The organism is Blastococcus sp. KM273129 (assembly GCF_021698995.1).
Lineage (GTDB): Bacteria > Actinomycetota > Actinomycetes > Mycobacteriales > Geodermatophilaceae > Blastococcus.
The window spans coordinates 1-21,558 of the sequence record NZ_SSXB01000073.1 but is presented as its reverse complement, the minus strand read 5'-3'; the positions used below and the strand labels follow the sequence as shown (position 1 = coordinate 21,558).

21 protein-coding genes are annotated in these 21,558 nt (G+C 73.9%); 12 read left to right on the top strand and 9 right to left on the bottom strand.

Annotated features, from left to right (window positions below):
- Positions 1–100: 100 nt before the first annotated feature.
- Positions 101–649, bottom strand: coding sequence for a DUF1990 family protein (locus tag E9565_RS17385; RefSeq protein ID WP_236826013.1), 549 nt, complete (start codon positions 647–649; stop codon positions 101–103).
- 161 nt (positions 650–810) lie between these two features.
- Between E9565_RS17385 and E9565_RS17380 the strand changes: the two genes are divergently transcribed.
- The 3 genes from E9565_RS17380 to E9565_RS17370 all read left to right on the top strand — a co-directional run bounded on the left by E9565_RS17380 (position 811) and on the right by E9565_RS17370 (position 4,450).
- Positions 811–1,680 carry a HipA family kinase gene (locus tag E9565_RS17380; RefSeq protein WP_236826012.1) on the top strand — a complete coding sequence of 290 codons (870 nt, stop codon included), beginning with the start codon at positions 811–813 and terminating at the stop codon, positions 1,678–1,680.
- Positions 1,680–2,066 carry a DUF3037 domain-containing protein gene (locus E9565_RS17375; protein ID WP_236826011.1) on the top strand — a complete coding sequence of 129 codons (387 nt, stop codon included), beginning with the start codon at positions 1,680–1,682 and terminating at the stop codon, positions 2,064–2,066. The genes E9565_RS17380 and E9565_RS17375 overlap by 1 nt, the downstream gene beginning before the upstream one ends.
- Positions 2,067–2,176: 110 nt before the next feature.
- Positions 2,177–4,450, top strand: coding sequence for a PhoX family phosphatase (locus E9565_RS17370; protein ID WP_236836072.1), 2,274 nt, complete (start codon positions 2,177–2,179; stop codon positions 4,448–4,450).
- A 98-nt stretch (positions 4,451–4,548) separates the two neighbouring features.
- Here E9565_RS17370 and E9565_RS17365 read toward each other — a convergent pair whose 3' ends face one another.
- The 5 genes from E9565_RS17365 to E9565_RS17345 form a co-directional block, all read right to left on the bottom strand.
- The gene (locus E9565_RS17365) at positions 4,549–4,839 is read right to left on the bottom strand and encodes a 4a-hydroxytetrahydrobiopterin dehydratase (protein WP_236826009.1); all 291 of its coding nucleotides are present in this window, start codon (positions 4,837–4,839) and stop codon (positions 4,549–4,551) included.
- Between the two features lie 99 nt (positions 4,840–4,938).
- Complete coding sequence (locus E9565_RS17360) at positions 4,939–5,649, bottom strand: phosphoadenylyl-sulfate reductase (RefSeq protein WP_236836070.1); 711 nt, start codon at positions 5,647–5,649, stop codon at positions 4,939–4,941.
- Complete coding sequence (locus E9565_RS17355; RefSeq protein ID WP_236826007.1) at positions 5,646–5,807, bottom strand: hypothetical protein; 162 nt, start codon at positions 5,805–5,807, stop codon at positions 5,646–5,648. Before E9565_RS17355 ends, E9565_RS17360 begins: the two co-directional genes overlap by 4 nt.
- The gene (locus tag E9565_RS17350) at positions 5,804–7,477 is read right to left on the bottom strand and encodes a nitrite/sulfite reductase (RefSeq protein ID WP_236826006.1); all 1,674 of its coding nucleotides are present in this window, start codon (positions 7,475–7,477) and stop codon (positions 5,804–5,806) included. The genes E9565_RS17355 and E9565_RS17350 overlap by 4 nt, the downstream gene beginning before the upstream one ends.
- 258 nt (positions 7,478–7,735) lie before the next feature.
- Positions 7,736–8,218, bottom strand: a complete 483-nt coding sequence (locus E9565_RS17345) for an Rrf2 family transcriptional regulator (protein ID WP_236826005.1) — start codon at positions 8,216–8,218, stop codon at positions 7,736–7,738.
- Positions 8,219–8,245: 27 nt separating this feature from the next.
- Between E9565_RS17345 and E9565_RS17340 the strand changes: the two genes are divergently transcribed.
- Positions 8,246–9,001, top strand: a complete 756-nt coding sequence (locus E9565_RS17340; protein ID WP_236826004.1) for a (deoxy)nucleoside triphosphate pyrophosphohydrolase — start codon at positions 8,246–8,248, stop codon at positions 8,999–9,001.
- Positions 9,002–9,086: 85 nt separating this feature from the next.
- Positions 9,087–9,956 (top strand): endonuclease domain-containing protein, encoded by an 870-nt coding sequence (locus tag E9565_RS17335; protein WP_236836068.1) that lies wholly within the window; start codon positions 9,087–9,089, stop codon positions 9,954–9,956.
- Positions 9,957–10,088: 132 nt separating this feature from the next.
- Here E9565_RS17335 and E9565_RS17330 read toward each other — a convergent pair whose 3' ends face one another.
- Positions 10,089–10,262 (bottom strand): CsbD family protein, encoded by a 174-nt coding sequence (locus E9565_RS17330; RefSeq protein WP_236826002.1) that lies wholly within the window; start codon positions 10,260–10,262, stop codon positions 10,089–10,091.
- A 354-nt stretch (positions 10,263–10,616) separates the two neighbouring features.
- Between E9565_RS17330 and E9565_RS17325 the strand changes: the two genes are divergently transcribed.
- The 7 genes from E9565_RS17325 (at position 10,617) to E9565_RS17295 (ending at position 17,895) form a co-directional block, all read left to right on the top strand.
- Positions 10,617–12,275 (top strand): ABC transporter substrate-binding protein, encoded by a 1,659-nt coding sequence (locus E9565_RS17325; protein ID WP_236836067.1) that lies wholly within the window; start codon positions 10,617–10,619, stop codon positions 12,273–12,275.
- Positions 12,276–12,423: 148 nt separating this feature from the next.
- Complete coding sequence (locus tag E9565_RS17320; RefSeq protein WP_236826000.1) at positions 12,424–13,347, top strand: ABC transporter permease; 924 nt, start codon at positions 12,424–12,426, stop codon at positions 13,345–13,347.
- Positions 13,340–14,284: an ABC transporter permease gene (locus E9565_RS17315; protein ID WP_236825999.1), complete on the top strand. Its 945-nt coding sequence runs from the start codon at positions 13,340–13,342 to the stop codon at positions 14,282–14,284. The genes E9565_RS17320 and E9565_RS17315 overlap by 8 nt, the downstream gene beginning before the upstream one ends.
- Positions 14,281–15,333: an ABC transporter ATP-binding protein gene (locus E9565_RS17310; RefSeq protein ID WP_236825998.1), complete on the top strand. Its 1,053-nt coding sequence runs from the start codon at positions 14,281–14,283 to the stop codon at positions 15,331–15,333. The genes E9565_RS17315 and E9565_RS17310 overlap by 4 nt, the downstream gene beginning before the upstream one ends.
- Positions 15,334–15,385: 52 nt before the next feature.
- Positions 15,386–16,429, top strand: a complete 1,044-nt coding sequence (locus tag E9565_RS17305) for a dipeptide ABC transporter ATP-binding protein (protein WP_255714841.1) — start codon at positions 15,386–15,388, stop codon at positions 16,427–16,429.
- A gap of 147 nt (positions 16,430–16,576) precedes the next feature.
- A complete protein-coding gene (gene mshB, locus E9565_RS17300) occupies positions 16,577–17,470 on the top strand; it encodes an N-acetyl-1-D-myo-inositol-2-amino-2-deoxy-alpha-D-glucopyranoside deacetylase (protein WP_236825996.1) in 894 nt (297 codons plus the stop codon).
- Positions 17,467–17,895, top strand: coding sequence for a hypothetical protein (locus tag E9565_RS17295; protein ID WP_236825995.1), 429 nt, complete (start codon positions 17,467–17,469; stop codon positions 17,893–17,895). Before mshB ends, E9565_RS17295 begins: the two co-directional genes overlap by 4 nt.
- Here the strand turns inward: E9565_RS17295 and E9565_RS17290 are convergent.
- Both E9565_RS17290 and E9565_RS17285 read right to left on the bottom strand, forming a co-directional pair.
- On the bottom strand, positions 17,849–18,601 hold the full coding sequence (locus E9565_RS17290) for a GNAT family N-acetyltransferase (RefSeq protein ID WP_236836065.1): 753 nt from the start codon (positions 18,599–18,601) through the stop codon (positions 17,849–17,851). The genes E9565_RS17295 and E9565_RS17290 overlap by 47 nt on opposite strands.
- Before the next feature lie 48 nt (positions 18,602–18,649).
- Positions 18,650–21,558 (bottom strand): EAL domain-containing protein (locus E9565_RS17285; RefSeq protein ID WP_236836063.1); only part of this gene is annotated, 2,909 nt, incomplete at its 5' end.

Sequence of the window (21,558 nt, the reverse complement as noted above, 5' to 3'; positions counted from 1 at the left end):
GTGGGTGCTTGGCGGCTCCCACAACCAACCCGGAGGTCCCTCCTCACATCAAGATCCGCCTTCAGCGGAGGCAGTGCACCAACCTGCCCGATCAGTACATCTAGCTGCAGCCGGCGGCCCGGCGCACCGCCGCCGTGTAGCGGGCGGTGGCCAGCCGCTGGAGGGCCAGCGAGAGCGGGCCGGCCAGCCGCGCGGCCGGTGACGCGAGCCGGAAGAACACCCGCAGGGTGAAGACGACGTCGCCCGACGCCGTCAGCCGGACCGCGAAACGCTCCTCGCCGCTCTCCGGGTGGCCCGGGAGGGTGCCGTAGGCGAAGCCCCGCTCGTCGCCCCCGGTGCTGGCCCAGACCACCCGGCAGGGGATGTCGTAGCCGAACCGGGGCAGCCCCGCGGTGAGGACGACGACCGTGCCCGGGGTGCCGGCCGGTCCCGTCGCCCGGACCCGCAGCCCCGCGGCACGCTGCGCCCGCCAGCCCAGGACCGCCTCCGCGGCGCGCTCGAACGCGGCGCGGCCGGTGCCCACCACCACCGAGTGCTCGGCGACCCGGTACCCGGCGGGCAACTCCGCGTCCGCCGTCGCGCCGACCTCGGCGTAGGTCAGCGGCGCACCGGCGAGCGCGACCGGGTCGAGCGCGCGCAGCAGTCCCACGTGGCCAGTCTCCGGCCACCCTCACAGTCAGACCACGTGGGAAGCGGCCAGCCGCCGGTGCAGCTCGGCGAGGGCGCCCGGGACCTCGGCGCCCGGCTCCTCGGACGGCGGGTCCCCCCGACGGGTGGCGCAGCCGCCCCGGCCGCGAGGGCGGGCGTAGGTTGGCCGTCACTGTGCTGCCCTCGGTCACCGCCACCCGCTACGTCACCCCGCTGCGCGAGGGTGGGTCGCTGCCCGGGCTCATGGAGGCCGACGACCTGGGCACCTACGTCGTCAAGTGGCGGGCGGCCGGCCAGGGCGTGAAGGTCCTGGTGGCCGAGGTGGTCTGCGCCGAGCTCGCCCGGGCCCTGGGGCTGCCGGTCCCCGCGCTGGTCACCGTCGACGTCGTGCCCGAGCTGGCCGTGGGCGAGCCCGACCACGAGGTGCAGGAGCTCCTGCAGCGCTCGGCCGGGCGGAACCTGGGACTGGACTACCTGCCCGGCGCGCTGGACTTCGAGGCCGGCGCCGACGGGGTCGACCCGGAGCTCGCCGGCCGGGTCCTGTGGTTCGACGCGCTGATCGGCAACGTCGACCGCTCCTGGCGCAACCCCAACATGCTGTTCTGGCACGGGCGGCTGCAGCTGATCGACCACGGTGCGGCGCTCACCTTCCACCACCACTGGCCCGGGGCCGCGGCGGCCGTCGAGCGCCCCTACGACGCCTCGGCGCACGCCCTGGTCGAGTGCAGCCCCGACGTGACGGCGGCCGACGCGGCGCTGGCCCACCGGGTGACCCGGGAGCTGCTGGGCCGGGTGCTCGCCCAGGTGCCCGACGAGTGGCTCGACGACCCCGCGGCCGGTCCGTCGCCCGACGAGGCCCGGGCCCGGTACGCCGGGCAGCTGCTGGCCCGGCTCGCGGCGCGCCCCGCGTGGCTGCCCGGGCTGGTCGCCGCGGCCGCCGCCGGGGGAGCGGGCCGCCGGCGCGCCCCGCGCGGGGAGAACCGGCCCGCGTGGCTCGGACCCCCGCCGCCCGAGGGGGTCAGCCAGCGGTGATGGACACCTTCGAGTACGCGGTGCTGCGGGTGGTGCCGCGCGTCGATCGCGGTGAGCTGCTCAACGCCGGCGTCATCGTCTACTGCCGGCAGCGCGACTACCTCGGGTCGCGGCTGCACCTGGACGCCGACCGGCTCCGCGCGCTGGACCCGACGGCCGACCCCGCGGCGATCGGCCGCGCGCTGCAGGCGGCCGCGGACGTCTGCTCGGCCGCCCCGGTGGCCGGCGCCGCCGGGCGCGAGGCCCTCGGGTCCCGGTTCCGCTGGCTCACCGCGCCGCGGAGCACCGTGGTCCAGCCGGGTCCCGTGCACACCGGGCTGACCGCCGATCCCGATGCCGAGGCCGACCGCCTCCTGGCGCTGCTGGTGCTGCCCGTCACCGGCTGACCGCGATCGGTGGCCGACTGCTCGCCGGCCGTTCACCCGGTTGCCACCGCTGCGTCGTCACGGCCCGTTTGGGTGCGAAGGCCCCCACAGCCCCGCGACCAGAGGGACCGATGACCGACATCCTCGAGCCGCGCAAGCGCGCGCTCCTGCCGCTGTTCTCCGGCATCCGCCACGGCAGCCGCAGCCACGCCACCTGCTACTACAAGTGCGGCAACGCCTGCGACACCGCCGTTCCGAACCAGACCGACAACCCGACGTTCGCCGAGGTCGTCGAGACCGCCTTCAGCCGCCGCAGCATTCTGAAGGCGGCCGGGGCGGGCGCGCTGCTCGTCGCCGCCGGACCGGTCGCCTCCGCGGCCGCCCGGGAGCAGCAGCCGGTGCCGACAGGTGGCGGCGTGACCCCTGCCCCGGGGGGCGACCTGACGTTCCAGCCGGTCGAGCAGAACTTCCTCGACGAGCTGGTCACGGCGAGCGGGTACCGCTACTCCGTCGTCATGCGGTGGGGCGACCCGGTGCTGCCGGGCGCGCCGCCGTTCCGCATCGACCGGCAGACCCCCGAGGCGCAGGCCATGCAGTTCGGCTACAACTGCGACTACATCGGCTTCCTGCCGCTGGACGACCGCGACCGCCAGGCGCTGCTCGTGGTCAACCACGAGTACACCAACGAGCAGCTGATGTTCGCCGGGGTGGCGAGCGAGTCCGCGCCGACCACGCCGGAGCAGAAGCGGATCGCCATGATGGCCCACGGCATCTCCGTCGTGGAGGTGCAGCGGCACGGGAGGACCGGCGAGTGGCGCCCGGTCCGCAACGGCCGGCGCAACCGCCGGATCACCGCGGACACACCGATGGAGCTCACCGGCCCCGCGGCCGGCTCCCCGTACCTGCGCACCAGCGCGGACCCGCAGGGACGCACCGTCCTCGGCACGCTGAACAACTGCGCCGGCGGCATGACCCCGTGGGGCACCACGCTGCACGGCGAGGAGAACTTCAACCAGTACTTCGGGACGACGACGCCGATCACCGAGAGCGCCAAGGAGCCCCGGCTGGCGCGCTACGGCGTCTCGACCACGCGCCCGGCCGGCCGGCGCTGGGACGAGGTCGACGCCCGCTTCGACCTGGCCCGCGAGCCCAACGAGGTGAACCGCTTCGGCTGGGTCGTCGAGGTGGACCCCTACGACCCGGCATCGACGCCGAAGAAGCGCACCGCGCTCGGCCGGTTCAAGCACGAGGGCGCCAACGTGCAGATCGCCGAGGACGGCCGCGTGGTCGCCTACTCCGGGGACGACGAGCGGTTCGACTACATCTACAAGTTCGTCTCGCGGAAGACCTACCGGCCCGGCACCGACAGCGCGTCGCGGGCGCACAACCTGACGCTGCTCGAGGACGGCGACCTGTACGTCGCCCGCTTCGTCGGCGACTCCCCGGCAGCGGAGATCGACGGCAGCGGCGCGCTGCCCGCGGACGGCGAGTTCGACGGCTACGGCGAGTGGATCCCGCTGGTGGAGGACGGCCGGTCGATGATCCCCGGCAAGGACGTCGCCTGGGTGCTCACCTTCACCCGCCTGGCCGCCGACCGCCTCGGCAAGCAGCTCGACGGCAACGGCGACTTCCCCGACCCGGCCAACCCGGTCGTCGTCGACCCGGCGCTGGTGCCGACCAGGATGGACCGGCCGGAGGACATCCAGGTCAACCCCGTCAACGGGCGGGTCTACGCGGCGCTCACCAACAACTCCGCCCGCACCGGCGTGAACGGCCGGCCGGGCGCCGACGAGGCCAACCCGCTCACCCGCTCCTACGCGTTCGAGCCCGCCGACGAGGAGGCCGGCACACCGGCCACCTTCGAGCAGCAGCCGGGCAACCGGAACGGGCACGTGATCGAGTGGGAGGAGACCGGGTCGGCCGGCGGGACCTCCTTCACCTGGCGGATCTTCCTGGTCTGCGGCGACCCGCAGTACCCGGGCACGTACTTCGCCGGGTACGACCGGTCGAAGGTCAGCGCCATCTCCTGCCCGGACAACCTGGAGTTCGACCCCGCCGGCAACCTGTGGATCTCCACGGACGGCAACGTGCTGTCGGTCCGCAACCAGGCCGTCGGCACCCTCGGCGGGACCAACGACGGGCTGTTCGCGGTGCCGACGGCGGGACCCGAGCGCGGGCACCTGAAGGCGTTCCTCACCGTGCCGCTGGGTGCCGAGTGCAGCGGGCCGCTGATCACCCGGGACGCCCGGTCGGTGTTCGTCGCCGTCCAGCACCCGGGGGAGACCACGGGGTCCACGGTGGAGAACCCCTCGAGCCGGTGGCCGGACTTCCAGGCGTACCGGCCCTTCCCGCGGCCCAGCGTCGCCGTCGTCTACCGCACCGACGGCGGGCGCGTCGGCAGCTGAGGACGGGCTCCCTCCACCCCACCCCTCGCACGCTCGGGGCGGGGCCGGGAGGGGGCCGCACCGGCCCCCGCACCGCACGGTGCGGGGGCCGGCGCCGGTCAGGGGAGCAGCGCGTCGATCCGGCGGGCGAGCTCGAGGTCCAGTTCGCTCACCCCGCCCGCGGAGTGGCTGACCAGGGTCAGGTGCAGCGTCCGCCAGCGCAGGTCGACGTCGGGGTGGTGGTCCATCTCCTCGGCCACGTCGGCGATCGCCACGATGGCGGCGACGGCGTCGCGGAAGCTGGGCAGCTCGACGGTCCGGCGCAGGCCGTCGCCGTCGCCGCTCCACCGCGGCAGCGAGGCCAGCGCAGCGGCGAGTTCGTCATCGGGCAACCGCGGCGGGCGAGGCATGCCCCCATGGTGACGCACTCGAACGGCTGGTGACGTGCTGGAACGCCCCCTCCGGTGGCTCGCGCCGAGCTTGCGAGGCGTGAGGGGGACGGGGGTCCGTCAGGTGTGGAGGCCGCACTCCGTCTTGGTGGAGCCCGCCCAGCGTCCGGCGCGCGGGTCCTCGCCCGGGGCGACCGGCCGGGTGCAGGGGGAGCAGCCGATCGAGCCGTAGCCGATCTCGAACAGCGGGTTCACCGGGATGGCGTGCTCGGCGATGTACCGGTCGACGTCGTCCTGCGTCCAGGCGGCGATGGGGTTGATCTTGACCATCTCGCGCTTGGCGTCCCAGTCGACGATCTTCGTGCCGGCGCGGGTCGGCGACTCGTCCCGCCGCACCCCCGACCCCCAGGCGACGTAGCCGGAGAGGGTCCGGGCCAGCGGCTGCACCTTGCGCAGCGAGCAGCACAGGTCGGGGTCGCGGTCGTGCAGCGCGGGGCCGAACTCGAGGTCCTGCTGGGCCACGGTCTGCTCGGGCTCGACGTTCACGAGCGTGATGGGCAGCACCGAGGAGATCCACTCGCGGGTGCCGATCGTCTCGGCGAAGTGGTAGCCGGTGTCCAGGAAGACGACGTGCACGCCGGGGATCGCCCGGGAGGCCAGGTGCGCGAGCAGCCCGTCGGCCATGGACGAGGTGATCGCGAACTCGTCGCCGAAGGTGTCGCCGGCCCAGGTGAGCACGGCGAGCGCCTGCTCAACCGGGTCGGCGATGCCGTCGAACCAGGCGTCGGCGGCCTGGGCCAGCAGCGGCGTGGGACGCAGCGCGATGGTCATCCCTGCACCCCCGTGGCGATCAGGCGGACCGAGAAGGCCCGCAGGCACGCGCCGCAGCGCCACCCGTCCTCGTACGGCGTGAGCTCCTCGTCGCCGCAGTACGGGCAGTGGAACACCGGCAGCTGGCGGGTCCTTCCCGACGTCGACTCCTCGCTCACAGCAGCCACTCCTCCTCGGCTCGGGCGACGTAGTGGGCGAAGGACTCACCCGGCGTCCGGCGCTCGAGGAAGCCGCGGAGCACGCGCTCGCAGTAGTCGGCGGTCTCGCCCTTGGTGACCTTGTGGCCGCGGAACTTGCGGCCGAAGGTGCGCTCCACGCCCAGGTGCCCGCCCAGGTGCACCTGGAAGCCCTCGACCATCTCGCCGGCGTCGTCGCGCACCATCGAGCCCTTGAAGCCGATGTCGGCGGTCTGGAAGCGGGCGCAGCTGTTCGGGCAGCCGTTGATGTTGATCCCGATCGGGGTGTCGAAGTCGGGCAGCCGGCGCTCGAGCTCGGCGTAGACCTCCTGCGCGAAGTGCTTGGTCTCGACGATCGCCAGCTTGCAGAACTCCAGCCCGGTGCAGGCCATCGTCCCGCGGCGGAAGGCGCTGGGCCGCACCTGCAGGTCGTGCTCGGCCAGCGCGTCGACCAGCGCCTCGACCTTCTCGTCCGGGACGTCGAGGATGACCAGCTTCTGCTGCGTCGTCGTCCGGATGCGGCCCTGGCCGTACTCGTCGGCGAGGTCGGCGATCGTGGTGAGCAGCGTGCCGCTGATCCGGCCGGTGCGCAGCGCGAAGCCCACGGCGTTGCGGCCGTCCTTCTGCCGGCTGACACCGACGTGGTCGCGCTGGTCGTGCTTGGCCGGGGCGGGGGCCGGGCCGTCGGGCAGCGGCTCCTTCAGGTACTCGTCCTCCAGCACCTGGCGGAACTTCTCCGGGCCCCAGTCGGCCATGAGGAACTTGATGCGGGCGCGGTTGCGCTGCCGGCGGTAGCCGTAGTCGCGGAAGACGGCGGTGCAGGCGGCCCAGACGTCGGTCACCTGGTCGGGCCGGACGAAGACCCCGATCCGCTGGGCGAACATCGGGTTGGTGGACAGCCCGCCGCCGACCCACAGGTCGTAACCGGCCTCGCCCGCCTCGTTGACGACCCCGACGAACGAGACGTCGTCGATCTCGGGCTCGGTGCAGTGGTCGACGCAGCCCGACATCGACGTCTTCCACTTGCGCGGCAGGTTGCTGAACTCCGGGCTGCCGACGTACTTGGCGACGGTCTCGGCGATGACGTCGGTGGCGTCGACCACCTCGTCCTCGAGGATCCCGGCGAGCGGGCAGCCGAGCATCACGCGCGGCACGTCGCCGCAGGCCTCCATCGTGGAGAGGCCCACCGACTCCAGCCGGCGCCAGATCTCGGGCACGTCCTCGATGCGGATCCAGTGGTACTGGACGTTCTGCCGGTCGGTGACGTCGGCGACGTCCCGGCCGAACTCGGTGCTGATGCCGCCGAGCACGCGGAGCGCGTCGCTGGTCAGCTGCCCGCCGTCGATGCGGGCCCGCATCATGAAGTAGGAGTCCTCGAGCTCCTCGGGCTCCAGCACGGCGGTCTTGCCGCCGGGGATGCCCTGGGCGCGCTGGGTGTAGAGACCCATCCAGCGCATCCGGCCGCGGAGGTCGCCGGGGTCGATGCCCTCGAAGCCGGTTTTCGAGTAGATGTCCAGGATCCGCTGGCGCACCTCGAGGCCGTCGGAGTCCTTCTTCATCCGCTCGTTGGGGTTGAGCGGCTCGCGGTAGCCCAGCGCCCACTGGCCCTGACCCCGCTGGGGCCGGTTGCTGGTGCGGGTGGGGGTGCTCACGTGGCGTACTTCTTCCTGCGCTCGCCGACGGCCCGGCAGTCGGCCGGGGTGGGGCGCTGCTGGTTCGGGACGCAGCGGGACAGCTGCGCGGGGGACCTGGGTCAGCGCAGGGCGCGACAGGCGGCGCTGGAGACGAGCGCCAGGTCGATGTGCAGGCGCGCGACCAGGAGGCTGCCGCGGTCCGTCATGCCGGCGATCCTCCCACATCCCGCGCGGTCGGGTGCGGGGATCACCCGGCGGGGGCGGGCCCGGCGCCGCTCAGCGGGGCGTGGGTTCGCTGAACGACCGCCACGCGGTGTCGATGGCGACCAGCTCGGCGGCGTGCGGAGGCAGCGTCCCGGCGACGACGTCGGCGACGGTGACCCCCTCCAGCACTCGGCGGTAGGCCTCGCGGGCGGCGACCCAGACCTCGGCCAGCCCGGCGGCGTGGCCGGGGTAGGTGACCTCCTCGGGCCGCTGACCGTGCACCTCGGCCAGGAACCCCAGCTCGACCCGCATCACCCGGGCGATGGAGATCTCCGAGGCGGGCAGGGCCAGCCGGTACCCGCCGTCCCGGCCGCGCTGGCTGGTGACCAGGCGGGCGTGCTGCAGGTCGGCGAGGATCGCCTGGAGGAAGCGGTTGGGGATGCCCTGCGCGGTCGCGATGCGGTCGCAGGTCAGCGCCTCGGGTGCCGCCGCGGCGAGTTCCAGGACGGCGCGGACGGCGTAGTCGACCCGGGCGGTGATGCGCACGCTGCCCATACTGCCGTCATCTGCGAGAGTGCCCCGGTGTCCCGGCTGCGTTTCACCGCGTTGGTGGAGGCGCCGCTGACCGTGGCGTTCGACGTCGCCCGTGCGTTGGGCCGCCCGTGGCCGTTCCCGCTGCGCGAGGTGGGGTCCGTGCGCCCGGAGCGGGACGCCTTCGCCGCGCCGCTGGGTCCCCGCGGCCGGGTCGAGCACGTGCGCCGCTTCACGGCCACCGCGGCCGGCACGCGGGTCGAGGAGCAGGTCGAGTGGGCGACCGGGCTGCCCGGCCCGGTGGGGTGGGTCGCGGACCGGGCGCTGCGGCCGCGGGTGCAGCGGGCGATGCGGGCGCACCTGGACGCCCTGTCCGCCGGGGCCGCGCTGCGGGCGCGCGAGGTGGTCCAGGTCGTGGGCGCGGCGCTGGTCGAGGGGGACCGGGTGCTGGTCGCCCAGCGCTCGGGCGGGCCGTTCGACGGGTGCTGGGAGTTTCCCGGCGGCAAGGTCGACCCGGGGGAGACCGACCTCGCGGCGCTGGTCCGCGAGTGCGCCGAGGAGCTCGGGGTCACCGTCGCGCCCCGGTCCTTCCTCGGGGAGGTGCCGCTCGACGGGGTCGTCGCCGGAGGGGCACCCGGCGCCTCGACGATGCGGGTCTGGGAGGCGCGGATCACGCACGGCCGGCCGGTGGCGCGGGAGCACGCCGAGCTGCGGTGGGTGGGTGCGGCCGACCTCGACGCGCTCGACTGGATCCCCGCCGACCGCCCGCTGCTGCCCGCCGTCCGACTTCTCCTCACCAGGAGCTGACCCCTCTCCGGGCGTTTTGTGCACATAACGCCGGGGTGTGGACGACGGCAGCGGCGATCCGGCGCCGGCCGCCAGGATCCGGCTCGTGCTCCTGCGCTCCCAGGGCCTCCACGGCGTGTTCGTCGGTGCCCACGCCGTCTCCGAGGGCGTCCTCAGCCGCCGCCAGTTGAGGGACGGCCCGTACGTGCGCGTGCTCCGCGGCGTCTACGCCGACCCGTCCCTCCCGCGGGACCACCTCCTGCGCTGCCGTGCGACCGCCCTCCTCATGCCGCCGGGGGCGGCGCTCGGTGCCCGCTCGGCAGCGGCCGTCCTCGGCGCGCCGCAGCCCGGCTACGGGGACCAGGTCACCGTGCTGGTGCCGGAGCAGCTCCAGTGGCGGGGGCCGGCCGGCGTCCGGGTGCGCCGGGTCGCCCTGCCGGCGGCCGACGTCGAGGTGACGGACGACGGCCTGCGGTGCACGACCCCGCTGCGCACCGCGTGGGACGTCGCCGCGCTCGAGTCGACCGCGACGGCGGTCGGCGTCCTCGACGCGATGGTGCGCGCCGACCTGCTCACCGTGGCGGGCCTCGCCGGGCTGGTCCGAGCGGGCGTCGGGCGGTGGGGTGCGGTACGCGCCCGCAGGGCGTTCGCGCTCGTCGATGCGCGGGCCGGATCGCCGCCGGAGTCGTGGGTGCGGGTGGCGTGCGCCCTGGCCGGGCTCCCGGCACCGGTGCCGCAGTACGAGGTCGTCGAGGGCGGGGCCTGGCTCGGGCAGGTGGACCTGGCCTGGCCGGAGCAGCGGGTCGTCGTCGAGTACGAGGGCGCCTATCACTTCGACGATCTGCAGATCGCGCGCGACGACGAGCGGTACCGCCGCCTCGCCGCCGCGGGGTGGCGGGTCGTCCGGCTCGCCGCCCACGACCTCCGGGACATGGACGCGGTCGTCGCGCGGATCCGGGCCGCGCTGCTCGGCTGAGCCCGGACCCCCCGGGCGTTGTGTGCACACAACGCCACACGGGTGCCACCCGGGCGCTTTGTGCACAAAACGCCCGACGGGCGCCGCCCCCTCGGGGGACGGCGCCCGTCGGGCGTCCTGGGAGGGCCCCGCCTACTTCTTGAAGGCGTCCTTGACCTTCTCGCCGGCCTGCTTGAGGTTGCCCTTGGACTCTTCCTTCTTGCCCTCGGCCTGGAGGTCGCGGTCGTCGGTCGCGTCGCCGAGCGCCTGCTTCCCCTTGCCGGACATCTCCTCGACCTTGTTCGTGAACTTCTCGGTGCCGGTCATCGCTGCCCTCCGGTCGTCGTCGGATCGACCAGCGGGTACCCGGCCCGGCAGCTCGTGACACGTCCCCGGGAAAGGCTTCGGCGCACCGGCCGGGACGACCGGAGGACGGCCCGCCGGACGCGCCGCGGGGCGTGGAAGTTACGGTTGCGGCGCGGATCGTGAGCCCAGGTCACAAGTCGGTGACGTCCGTGGACACCCCCTCCGAGGCGTGCCTAGGGTCCACCCGTCGCAGTCCCGGGCCTCCCTGGTCCGGTTGCGTCCGGCTCGAGACCAATCTGTCGACCACTCGCCCCCTCGGGGCCTGGTCGACCTGTCCGTTCCCCCCGCTGGTGCGGGTCGAGGGAGGCATTGCACGTGAAGTTGAGCAAGCGCAGAGGTGGGCTCGTCGCGGCCGGCGTCGCCGCCGCGATGATGCTGTCCGCCTGTGGTGGCAGCGATGACAACGGTGGCGGGAGCGGCGGCACCTCCGCCGAGGGTGGCGGCTCGTTCAGCGTCTACGTCGATGAGCCGGAGAACGCGCTGATCCCGGGCAACACCACCGAGAGCGAGGGCCACCAGGTCATCTCCTCCCTGTGGACGGGTCTCGTCGAGTACGCCGCCGACGGCGCCGTCGAGTACACCGGTGTCGCGGAGTCGATCGAGTCCGAGGACAACACCACCTGGACCGTCACGCTCAAGGACGGCTGGACCTTCCACGACGGCACCCCGGTGACCGCGCAGTCCTTCGTCGACGCGTGGAACTACACCGCCTACAGCCCGAACGCCCAGGGCGCGTCGTACTTCTTCTCGAACATCCTCGGGTACGACGACCTGCAGGCCCCGACCGACGCCGAGGGCAACGTCACCGGCGACCCGGCCGCCCAGGAGATGAGCGGCCTCCGGGTCATCGACGACACCACCTTCGAGGTGGAGCTCGCCTCCCCGTTCGCCCAGTTCCCGGTGACCGTCGGCTACAACGCCTTCTGGCCGCTCCCCGAGGCCTTCTTCGAGGACCCCGAGGGCTTCGGCACGCAGCCGATCGGCAACGGCCCGTTCCAGGCCGAGGGCGAGTTCGTCCCCGGTCAGGGCATCACCGTCACCCGCTACGAGGACTTCGCCGGCGAGGACCCGGCGGTGGCCGACAGCGTGGAGTTCCGGGTCTACGCCGACCTGAACACCGGCTACAACGACCTGCAGGCGGGCAACCTCGACGTCCTGCCGGACCTGCCGCCGGACGCCCTGGCCTCGGCCGAGGACGTGCTCGGCGACCGCTTCCTCGAGGCGCCGTCGTCCGGGTTCACCTACCTGGGCTTCCCGACCTACGACGAGCGCTACTCCGACCCGCGGGTCCGGCAGGCGCTGTCGATGGCCGTCGACCGCCAGGCGATCTCCGACGCCATCTTCAACGGCAGCCGCACGCCGGCCGACGCCTACGTCGCCCCCGTCGTCGACGGTTACCGCGAGGGCGTCTGCGAGTACTGCGAGCTGGACGTCGACGCGGCGAACGCGCTCCTGGACGAGGCCGGCTTCGACCGCAGCCAGCCCATCGAGCTGTGGTTCAACGCGGGCGCCGGCCACGACGCCTGGGTGCAGGCCGTCGGCAACCAGCTGCGCGAGAACCTGGGCGTCGACTACGTCCTCCGGGGCGAGCTCGACTTCGCCGAGTACCTGCCGCTGCTCGACGAGCAGGGTGTGACCGGTCCGTTCCGCCTCGGCTGGAGCATGGACTACCCGAGCCCGCAGAACTACCTGGAGCCGCTGTACTCCACGGCCGCGCTGCCGCCGGCGGGTTCGAACGCCACGTTCTACTCGAACCCCGAGTTCGACGAGCTGATCCAGCAGGGCAACAGCGCCAGCAGCAACGAGGAGGCCCTGGACTTCTACAACCAGGCCGAGGACATCCTGCTGGAGGACATGCCGATCATCCCGATGTTCTTCGACCTCGAGCAGGCCGGGCACTCGGAGAACGTCAGCGACGTGGTGATCGACGTCTTCGGTGACATCGACGTCGCCAACGTGGTCCCGGTCAGCTGACCCACACCGCACCGCAGGCCGCCGCCGGGGATCCCCGCCCAGACCGGGCAGGGCTCCCCGGCGGTCGGCCGCTCGGGCTCGTCCCGCATCATGGACGACGCCTCCCCGCTCGCCACATGGGTGAGAGGCGTCCCGACCGAGGAGCGACATGGGCCGCTACATCGCGCGCCGCTTTCTACTCACCATCCCCGTCCTTCTCGGGGCCTCGTTCCTGATCTTCGCCCTGGTCTACGCGCTGCCGGGCGACCCCATCCGGGCGCTGGGGGGCGACCGCCCGCTGGCGCCGGCCGTGGTGGCCCAGCTGACCGACGAGTTCAACCTGAACGACCCGCTCTGGCTGCAGTACGTCAAGTACCTCGGTGACCTGCTCCAGGGCGACTTCGGCACCGACTTCCGTGGCCGCGAGGTCATCGACACCATCAGCCAGCGGATGCCGGTCACGGTCCAGCTGGCCGTGGTGGCCATCGCCTTCGAGATCCTCATCGGCATCGTCGCCGGCGTGCTGGCCGGCATCCGCAAGAACGGCTTCTTCGACAACGTCGTGCTGGTGAGCACCACGCTGATCGTCTCGATCCCGATCCTGGTGCTGGCGTTCATCGCGCAGTTCACCTTCGGGCTCCAGCTCGGCCTGTTCCCGATCGCCGGTGTGAACGAGGGCTGGTACAGCTTCCTGCTGCCCGGGCTGGTGCTCGCCGCGGGCTCGCTGGCCTACGTGGCGCGGCTGACCCGCACGAGCATCGCCGAGAACATGCGCGCCGACTACGTGCGGACCGCCCGGGCCAAGGGTCTGCCCCGCCGTGACGTGATCGTGCGGCACACCCTGCGCAACAGCCTGATCCCGGTGGTCACGTTCATCGGCGCCGACATCGGCACGCTCATGGGCGGTGCGATCGTCACCGAGACGGTGTTCAACCTGCCGGGCATCGGGCGGGCGGTCTTCGACGCCGTGCGGGCCCAGGAGGGCGCCGTCGTCGTGGGCATCGTGACGCTCCTGGTCTTCGTCTTCATCTTCTTCAACCTGGTCGTCGACGTGCTCTACGCCGTCCTCGACCCGAGGATCCGCTATGAGTGACCCGAACCTGACGACCCTGGGCCACGACGAGGCCGGGGCCGGTGGTGTGACCGGCGCGACCGACCAGCCGGGGGGCGAGGCGCGCCAGAACAGCCTGTGGAGCGACGCCTGGCGCCAGCTCCGGCGGAACGTGCTCTTCTGGATCGGCGCGGTCCTGGGGCTGCTCTTCGTCGCGATGGCGCTGCTGCCGTCGGTCTTCGCCCGGGGCGTCGACCCGCGCTCGTGCAACCTGTCGAACAGCAACGCCGAGCCCTCGGCGGAGCACTGGTTCGGCTTCGACCAGCAGGGCTGCGACTACCTGGCCAACGTCGTGTACGGCGCTCGGAACTCGCTGATCATCGGCCTGCTCGCCGTCGTCGTGATCCTGGTGCTCGGTGTCCTCGTCGGCGCCATCTCGGGCTTCTACGGCGGCGTGACCGACAGCATCCTGTCCCGGATCGCGGACATCTTCTACGCCCTGCCGCTGATCCTCGGTGCGCTGGTGGTCCTGCGCAGCGGCATCCTCGGCCGCGGTGTGGTCGCGGTGGCGATCGCGCTGGCCCTGTTCGGCTGGATGACCGCCATGCGGTTGGTCCGCTCGCAGGTGATCGCGATCAAGAACTCCGACTACGTCGCCGCGGCCCGGGCGATGGGCGCCTCCAACACCCGGATCCTCGTCCGGCACATCATGCCCAACGCCGTCGCCCCGGTGCTGGTCTACGCCACGATCACCATCGGCATCCTGATCGCGGCCGAGGCGACGCTGACCTTCCTCGGCGTCGGGCTGCAGCCGCCGGCGATCTCCTGGGGCCTGCAGATCAACACCGGGCAGAGCCTGCTGCGCACCGCGCCGCACGCGGTCCTCTTCCCGAGCCTCATCCTCACCCTGACGGTGATGGCCTTCGTCCTCATGGGTGACGCCCTGCGCGACGCCCTCGACCCGAAGCAGCGTTCATGAGCACCGCATCGTCGTCCGTCCCCACCAGCCCCGCCCGCGGTGCCGGGACGCCCATCCTCGAGGTCGACGACCTCCGGGTGCAGTTCCGCACCGGGTCGGGCCTGGTCAACGCCGTCAACGGCGTGAGCTACACCGTCTCGGAGGGGGAGACCCTCGCGATCCTGGGCGAGTCCGGCTCCGGGAAGTCCGTCTCCGCCCAGGCGATCATGGGCATCCTCGACACCCCGCCGGCGGAGATCACCAGCGGCCGGATCGTGTTCGAGGGGCGTGACCTGCTCACGCTGCCGGAGGAGGAGCAGCGCAAGGTCCGCGGGCCCGGGATCTCGATGATCTTCCAGGACGCGCTCTCCGCGCTGAACCCCGTGTACAGCGTCGGCTTCCAGATCGGCGAGATGTTCCGCGCGCACCGGGGCACCTCCCGCAAGGAGGCCAAGCAGCACGCCGTCGAGCTGATGGAGCGGGTCCGCATCCCGGCCGCCAAGGAGCGGGTGAACGACTACCCGCACCAGTTCTCCGGCGGCATGCGGCAGCGCGTCATGATCGCCATGGCGCTCGCGCTCGACCCGCGCATCCTCATCGCCGACGAGCCGACCACCGCGCTCGACGTCACCGTCCAGGCCCAGGTGATGGACCTGCTCAAGGACCTCCAGCGGGACACCGGGATGGGGCTCATCCTCATCACCCACGACCTCGGCGTGGTCAACGAGGTGGCCGACAACGTGGCCGTCATGTACGCCGGCCGCATCGTCGAGCGCGGCACCGTCGACGAGGTGTTCGGCAACCCCGCCCACCCCTACACCGACGGCCTGATGCGCTCCATCCCGCAGGTGGAGGTCAAGGGCGGCCGGCTCCAGCCGATCGGCGGGCAGCCGCCCAACCTGGCCGCCATCCCGTCGGGCTGCCCGTTCCACCCGCGCTGCCCCAAGCGGCGCACGGGTGCGCAGGCCGCACCCGGCCGCGACTGCGTCGCCGACGTCCCGCCGCTGCGGCTGGTCGTCCCGGGGCGCCAGGCGGCCTGCCACTACAGCGAGGAGGTCCTCGGTGTCTGACGCCAGCTCCGGGAGCAGCGCAGCCGACCCGTCCGCGGAGGTGGACCGGGCGCTGGCCGAGGCGGCCGCGAGCCGCCCGACGCACACGCCGGGTGACGTGCTGCTCGAGGTCAAGGACCTCAAGAAGCACTTCCCCCTGACCCAGGGCATCGTCCTCAAGCGCACGGTCGGCCACGTCCGCGCGGTCGACGGCGTCAACCTCTCGCTGCGCCGTGGCGAGACGGTCGGCCTGGTGGGGGAGTCCGGGTGCGGCAAGTCGACGGTCACCAAGATGCTGGTGGCCCTCGAGAAGCCGACCGACGGGCAGATCCTCTACAAGGGCGAGGACGTCACGCGGATGAGCGGCCGCGCGCTCAAGCAGTACCGGCGCGAGGTGCAGATCATCTTCCAGGACCCCTACGCCTCGCTGAACCCGCGCATGACCGTGGGCGACATCGTGGCCGAGGGCTGGTCGGTGCACGCGGACATCGCACCGAGGAAGGGGCGCCTGCAGCGCACCCAGGAGCTCATGGAGCGGGTCGGCCTCAACCCCGACTTCGTCAACCGCTACCCGCACCAGTTCTCCGGTGGCCAGCGGCAGCGCATCGGCATCGCGCGGGCCCTGGCCCTGCAGCCGGAGGTCATCGTCTGCGACGAGCCGGTGAGCGCCCTGGACGTCTCGGTGCAGGCGCAGGTGGTCAACCTGCTCGAGGACCTGCAGAACGACTTCGGGCTCTCCTACCTGTTCATCGCCCACGACCTGTCGGTGGTGCGCCACATCTCCGACCGCGTCGCGGTGATGTACCTGGGCAGCATCGTGGAGGAGGGCACCGACGCGCAGGTCTACGGCTCGCCCGCCCACCCCTACACGCAGGCGCTGCTCTCGTCGGTCCCGGTGCACGAACCGCACCTGCGCGGGCTCAAGGAGCGGATCCTGCTGCAGGGCGACGTGCCGAGCCCGGCCAACCCGCCGTCGGGCTGCCGGTTCCGCACCCGCTGCTGGAAGGCCCAGGACATCTGCGCCACCGAGCCGCCGGCCCTGGTCGACCGCGGCCAGGGGCACCCCTCGGCCTGCCACTTCGCCGAGGCGCGCGCCGTCGTGCCCACGGAGGGCTGAGCACCTCGCGCCGGGACCACCTGCCCTGATCCCGGCGCGTCCTCCCTCGCGGTGCGCCGTGGGGGAGGACGCGCCGCGGCGGGGGAGGGCGTGGGCGCGGCCCGGCCCTGCTCGCACCGCACGCCGCCTCGGGGAGAATGGCCGACCGTGACCGCCGACCGACGCCTGCTCCTCGTCCACGCGCACCCCGACGACGAGACGATCAACAACGGGGCCACGATGGCCCGCTACGTCGCCGAGGGCGTCGGGGTCACCCTGCTCACCTGCACGCTGGGGGAGGAGGGCGAGATCCTGGTCCCCGAGCTGTCCCAGCTCGCCGCCGACCAGGCCGACCAGCTCGGGGGCTACCGCATCTGGGAGCTGCGCGGGGCGATGGCCGCCCTCGGCGTCGAGGACTTCCGCTTCCTCGGCGGGGCCGGGCGCTACCGCGACTCGGGGATGATGGGCACGCCGGCGAACGAGCACCCGCGGGCCTTCTGGAACGCCGACCTCGACGAGGCGGTGGCGCACGCCGTCGCCGTGGTCCGCGAGGTGCGCCCGCAGGTGGTCGTCACCTACGACGAGTTCGGTGGCTACGGGCACCCCGACCACATCCAGGCGCACCGGGTGGCCATGCGGGCGGTGGAGGCCGCGGCGGACCCGGGCCACCGGCCCGACCTCGGTGCCGCCTGGGAGGTGGCGAAGGTCTACTGGAACGCCATGCCTCGCTCGGTGGTGCGCGAGGGCGTCGAGGCCATGGCCGCCCTCGGCGAGGCCTCGCCGTTCGAGGGGCTGGGCGACCTCGACGAGATCCCCTTCGTGGTGCCCGACGAGGTCGTCACCTGCGCGGTGGACGCCCGGGCCTACGCCGGGCGCAAGGACGCCGCCATGCGCGCCCACCCGACCCAGATCACCGTCGACGGCCCGTTCTTCGCGCTGTCGAACAACCTGGGCCAGGAGGTGCTCGGCGTCGAGTACTACCGCCAGGTCGCGGGCGAGCGCGGCCCGGCCGCCGGGCCCGACGGCCGGGAGGACGACCTCTTCGCCGGTCTCCAGGGGTGACGGGCCGCGGGCCGGTCACGGTGGGCATCGGGATCGCCGCCGTCGTGGTCGCCGGGTGGCTGGCCGTCGTGGAGGTCCTCTGGCTGCCGCTGCGGGTGGGGGGCGTGCTGGTGCCGGTCTCGGTGGCGGCCGCGGTGGCCGGCAACCTGCTGCTGGTCGGTGCCGCGCTGCGGCTGAGCGGCTCCAAGGCTGTCGCCGCTCTCCCCGCCGTCACCTGGCTGGCCGTCGTGGTCGCGGCCATGGTGCGGCGCCCCGAGGGTGACCTGCTGCTGGTCTCCGGGGGCTCGCTCGGCCTCGTGAGCACGGCGTTCCTGCTGCTGGGGGTGCTGGCCGCGGCGCTCGCCCTGGGCCTGGCGCTGGGCACCCCCGCCCGCCGGGTCAGCCGGGCGGGGCCCACCGGTAGTGGTAGCGGTGGTGCTCGGTGAACCCCATCCGGGCGTAGAGGGCCAGCGCCGGGGCGTTGGACGCGGTCACCTGCAGCAGGCAGGACGTCGCCCCGCGGGCGCGGGCCTCCGTGGCCAGCGCCGCCATCACCGCCGTCGCCAGGCCGCGCCGACGGTAGGGCTCGTCGACGGTCACCGCGCTGACCACCAGCCACTCGTCGACGACCACACCGCGGGCCACCGCGGCCGGCCGGGCCGCCACGGGGTCGGGTCGGACGGAGGCGAACAGCGGCCGCTCGGCGTTGCGCAGGACGGCCGCCGCGGTGGCCGGGAGCGCCGCGCCCCGGTGCCGGTAGCCGGCCAGCCAGGCCGCGTCGGGTGCGTCGTCGAGCTGCACCGGGACGTCGACGGCGGGCCAGGGGCCCGCCGGCGCGACGAGCACCAGGACGTCCTCGTCGCGGGTCCACCCCGCGGCGGCGAACGCGGCGTCGGCGGCCTCGCCCCCGGGCACCGGGACGGCGGCGCACGGGCGCAGCCCCCGGTCGGCGTACCAGCCGGTGACGGTGTCGACCGCCGGGCGCACGCCTCCCGGTGGGTCCCCGGTCACCAGCACCGAGTTGGCCCGCCCGGTGAACCCGCCGCCGGCGCGCAGCAGCCAGTCGCCGTAGGGCTCCTCCTCCAGCCCCCGCCAGGTGCGGGCGGCCAGGCGTTCCAGCCCGGCGACCCGGGTGGGGGCTGCGGTGGTCACGGCGACGATCATGGCGGTCGGCGCCGCCGGGCGCGGAGGCGCCCCTGCTCAGCCCTGCCGCGGGGCGGCCGCGGGCAGGGGGCGGGCGTTCAGCCAGCCCAGCACCCGCTCGGCCGGCATGGGCCGGGAGATGTGGTAGCCCTGCGCGACGTGGCAGCCCCACTCGCGCAGCGCGGCGAGGGCGTCGGCGTCCTCGACGCCCTCGACCACCATGCTCATCCCGAGGTCGCGGCTCAGCTGCAGCGTGCTGCGCACGATCGCCGCCGCCCGCGGGTCGGACGTCAGGTGGGTGACGAAGCTGCGGTCGAGCTTGAGCTCGTCCACCGGCAGCGCACGCAGGTAGGACAGCGACGAGTACCCCGTGCCGTAGTCGTCCACCGACAACCGCACGCCCAGCCGGCGCAGCCCGGCCATGACCTGCTGGCTGCGGGCGGCGTCGGCCATCAGGACGTCCTCGGTGATCTCCAGGACCAGCGAGCCGGCCGGCAGCGAGCAGGTGTCCAGCAGCAGCTGCACCTGCTCGGGCAGGGCGACGTCCTGCAGGTTGGACACGGACAGGTTCACCGCGATCGACAGGTCGTGGCCCTGGGTGCGCCAGGTGCGCAGGTCGCGCAGCGCCTGCTCCAGCACCCGCAGCGCGAGCCGGCGCATGAGACCGGCCTGCTCGGCCAGGGGCAGGAAGACGTCGGGGTAGAGCAGGCCGCGGTCGGGGTGGTTCCAGCGGACCAGGGCCTCGAGGCCGGCGACGGTGCCGGTGCGCAGGTCCAGCTGCGGCTGGTAGTGGTTGACGAGCTCGTCGCCGTCGAGGGCCGAGCGGAGCTGCTCCAGCGTCTGCAGCCGGTCGCGGCTGGCGGGGGTGCCGTCGGGCGCCCACACCTCGTAGCCCAGGCGCCCGCGCTTCGCCGCGTACATCGCGGAGTCCGCCCGGGCCAGCAGCAGCGACCGGTCGCGGCCGTGGTCCGGGCAGAGGGCGATGCCGATGCTCGCGTCCACGTGCAGCGACATGCCGGCCAGCACGAAGGCGTCGCGCAGCGCGGTACCCAGCCCGCCGGCGACCTCGCGCGCCCGCTCGGCGTCGGCGTCGGGCAGCAGGACGGCGAACTCGTCCCCGCCCATGCGGGCCAGCAGCTCCCCGGGCCGCAGCGCTCGCTGCAGGCGGGGGCCGACCAGGCAGAGCAGGTCGTCGCCGACGCCGTGCCCGAAGCTGTCGTTGATCTCCTTGAAGCGGTCGAGGTCGACCATCAGCAGGGCGGACCGCCGGTCGGGGTCACCGCGGACGGTCCGGTCCACCGTCTCCAGGAACTTCCGGCGGTTGGGCAGGCCGGTGAGCGGGTCGTGGTGCGCCTCGGTGGCCAGCTGGGCCAGGCGCTCCTGCTCGGCGGCGCGCAGCTCGGCGTTCTCCACGACCAGGGCGCCCTCGAGCGTGACCTGGCGGACGGCGTCGCGCTCCGCGGGGCTCCAGCTGCGGGCGGTGCCGACCGAACCGGTGACGACCAGCCCCAGGAGCCGGTCGCGGGACATGAGCGGGACGCTGACGTAGGAGCGCAGGTCCAGGGCGCGCACCAGGTCCGCGTCGAGCAGGTCGGTGGCGGCCGCGTCCTCGACGAAGACGGGGACGGGCTCCTCCGTGGCGAGCCGCCACAGGGGGACGGCGGACGCCGGTCGCCCGACCAGCCGGGCGCGCACCACCTGCGCGTGCTCCTCTGCCCAGCCGACGTGCCGCACCTCGCCGATGCGGCCGACGTCGTCGACCAGGTAGGCGGCGCTGCGGTCGGTGCCGGCCAGCCGCTGGACGGCCCGGGCCAGCACCTCGGCGGCGGCCGCGGCGCCGGTGACCGCCGAGCCGTCGACGAGCAGCTGCCGGACGACCCGGGCGGTGGTGAGCGAGGCCGCCCGCGCCTGGCTGGTGCGCGCCTGCTCGATGACGCCCCCGAGGTGCGCGCCGGCGGCGGCGGCCAGCCGGCGGACGTCCTCGGAGAACGGCCGCACCTGCGTGCTGTCCAGGGTGAGGACCCCGGCCAGCTCGGGGCTGCGGCCCAGCGGTACGGCGAGCGCCGAGGCGATCTGGAAGGAGTCGACCCACCAGCCCGACACCAGCTCGGAGTCGCGGTCGGCGGTGAGCGGGGCCCCGGTGCGCAGCACCGTCTCGGCGAGCTCCAGGGGCACGGGTGCGGTGCGGAACTGCCGCCAGGTGGCCAGGTCGCGCCGGCCGTCGGCGTAGGCGGCCATGCGGGGCACCAGGCGGCCGTCCTCGAGCAGGAAGACGCAGGCGCGCTCCACCTCCCCGAGCTCGGCGAGCTGGCGGCAGGCCGAGCCGAGCAGGTGGTCCATCGACTGGGCCTGCGCGGCGGACTCGATCAGCGTGAGCAGGACGCCGGCCTGGTGCAGCCGGCGCTGCTCGGCGCGCCGGGCCCACGCCTCGGCCAGCGCCACGGCGATCCGGGGGGCGGCCTGGCGCAGCAGGTGGGGGGCCGCGGCGGCGGCGGGCTCGACGGTCAGCACCCCGACGACCTGCCCGTCGAGCAGCAGCGGTTCACCGTGCCCCGAGCGGATGCCGACGTCGGCGAGCTCGCGGTCCTCGGCGCGGCGGCCGCCGGCGTGGGCGACGACGGCCCGGCGGCCGGTGACGACGGCGGCGAGGAAGGGGGAGTCGCGCAGGTTGGCGGGGGTCCGCAGGGCCGGGTGCAGCGGCAGCGGGTCGCGGGTCGCGGCGGTGGACCGGCGGAACGGGACGACGAGCTCGGTGGTGGCCTCGTGCACCCACACCGACACGCGGGTGGCCCCGGACGACGCACGGAGCCGGCCGAGCAGGTGCACCAGCGCGGCGTGGGCGTCGAAGGGGGACGCCGGCGGTTCGAACCGCGGCGCTGACTCGTCCTGCGTCGTCCCGGGCACGAGGGCGAGATCGGCGTCCCGGAGCGGTGCTTGAGCGGGGCGCGGCGGCCCACCCCCGATGG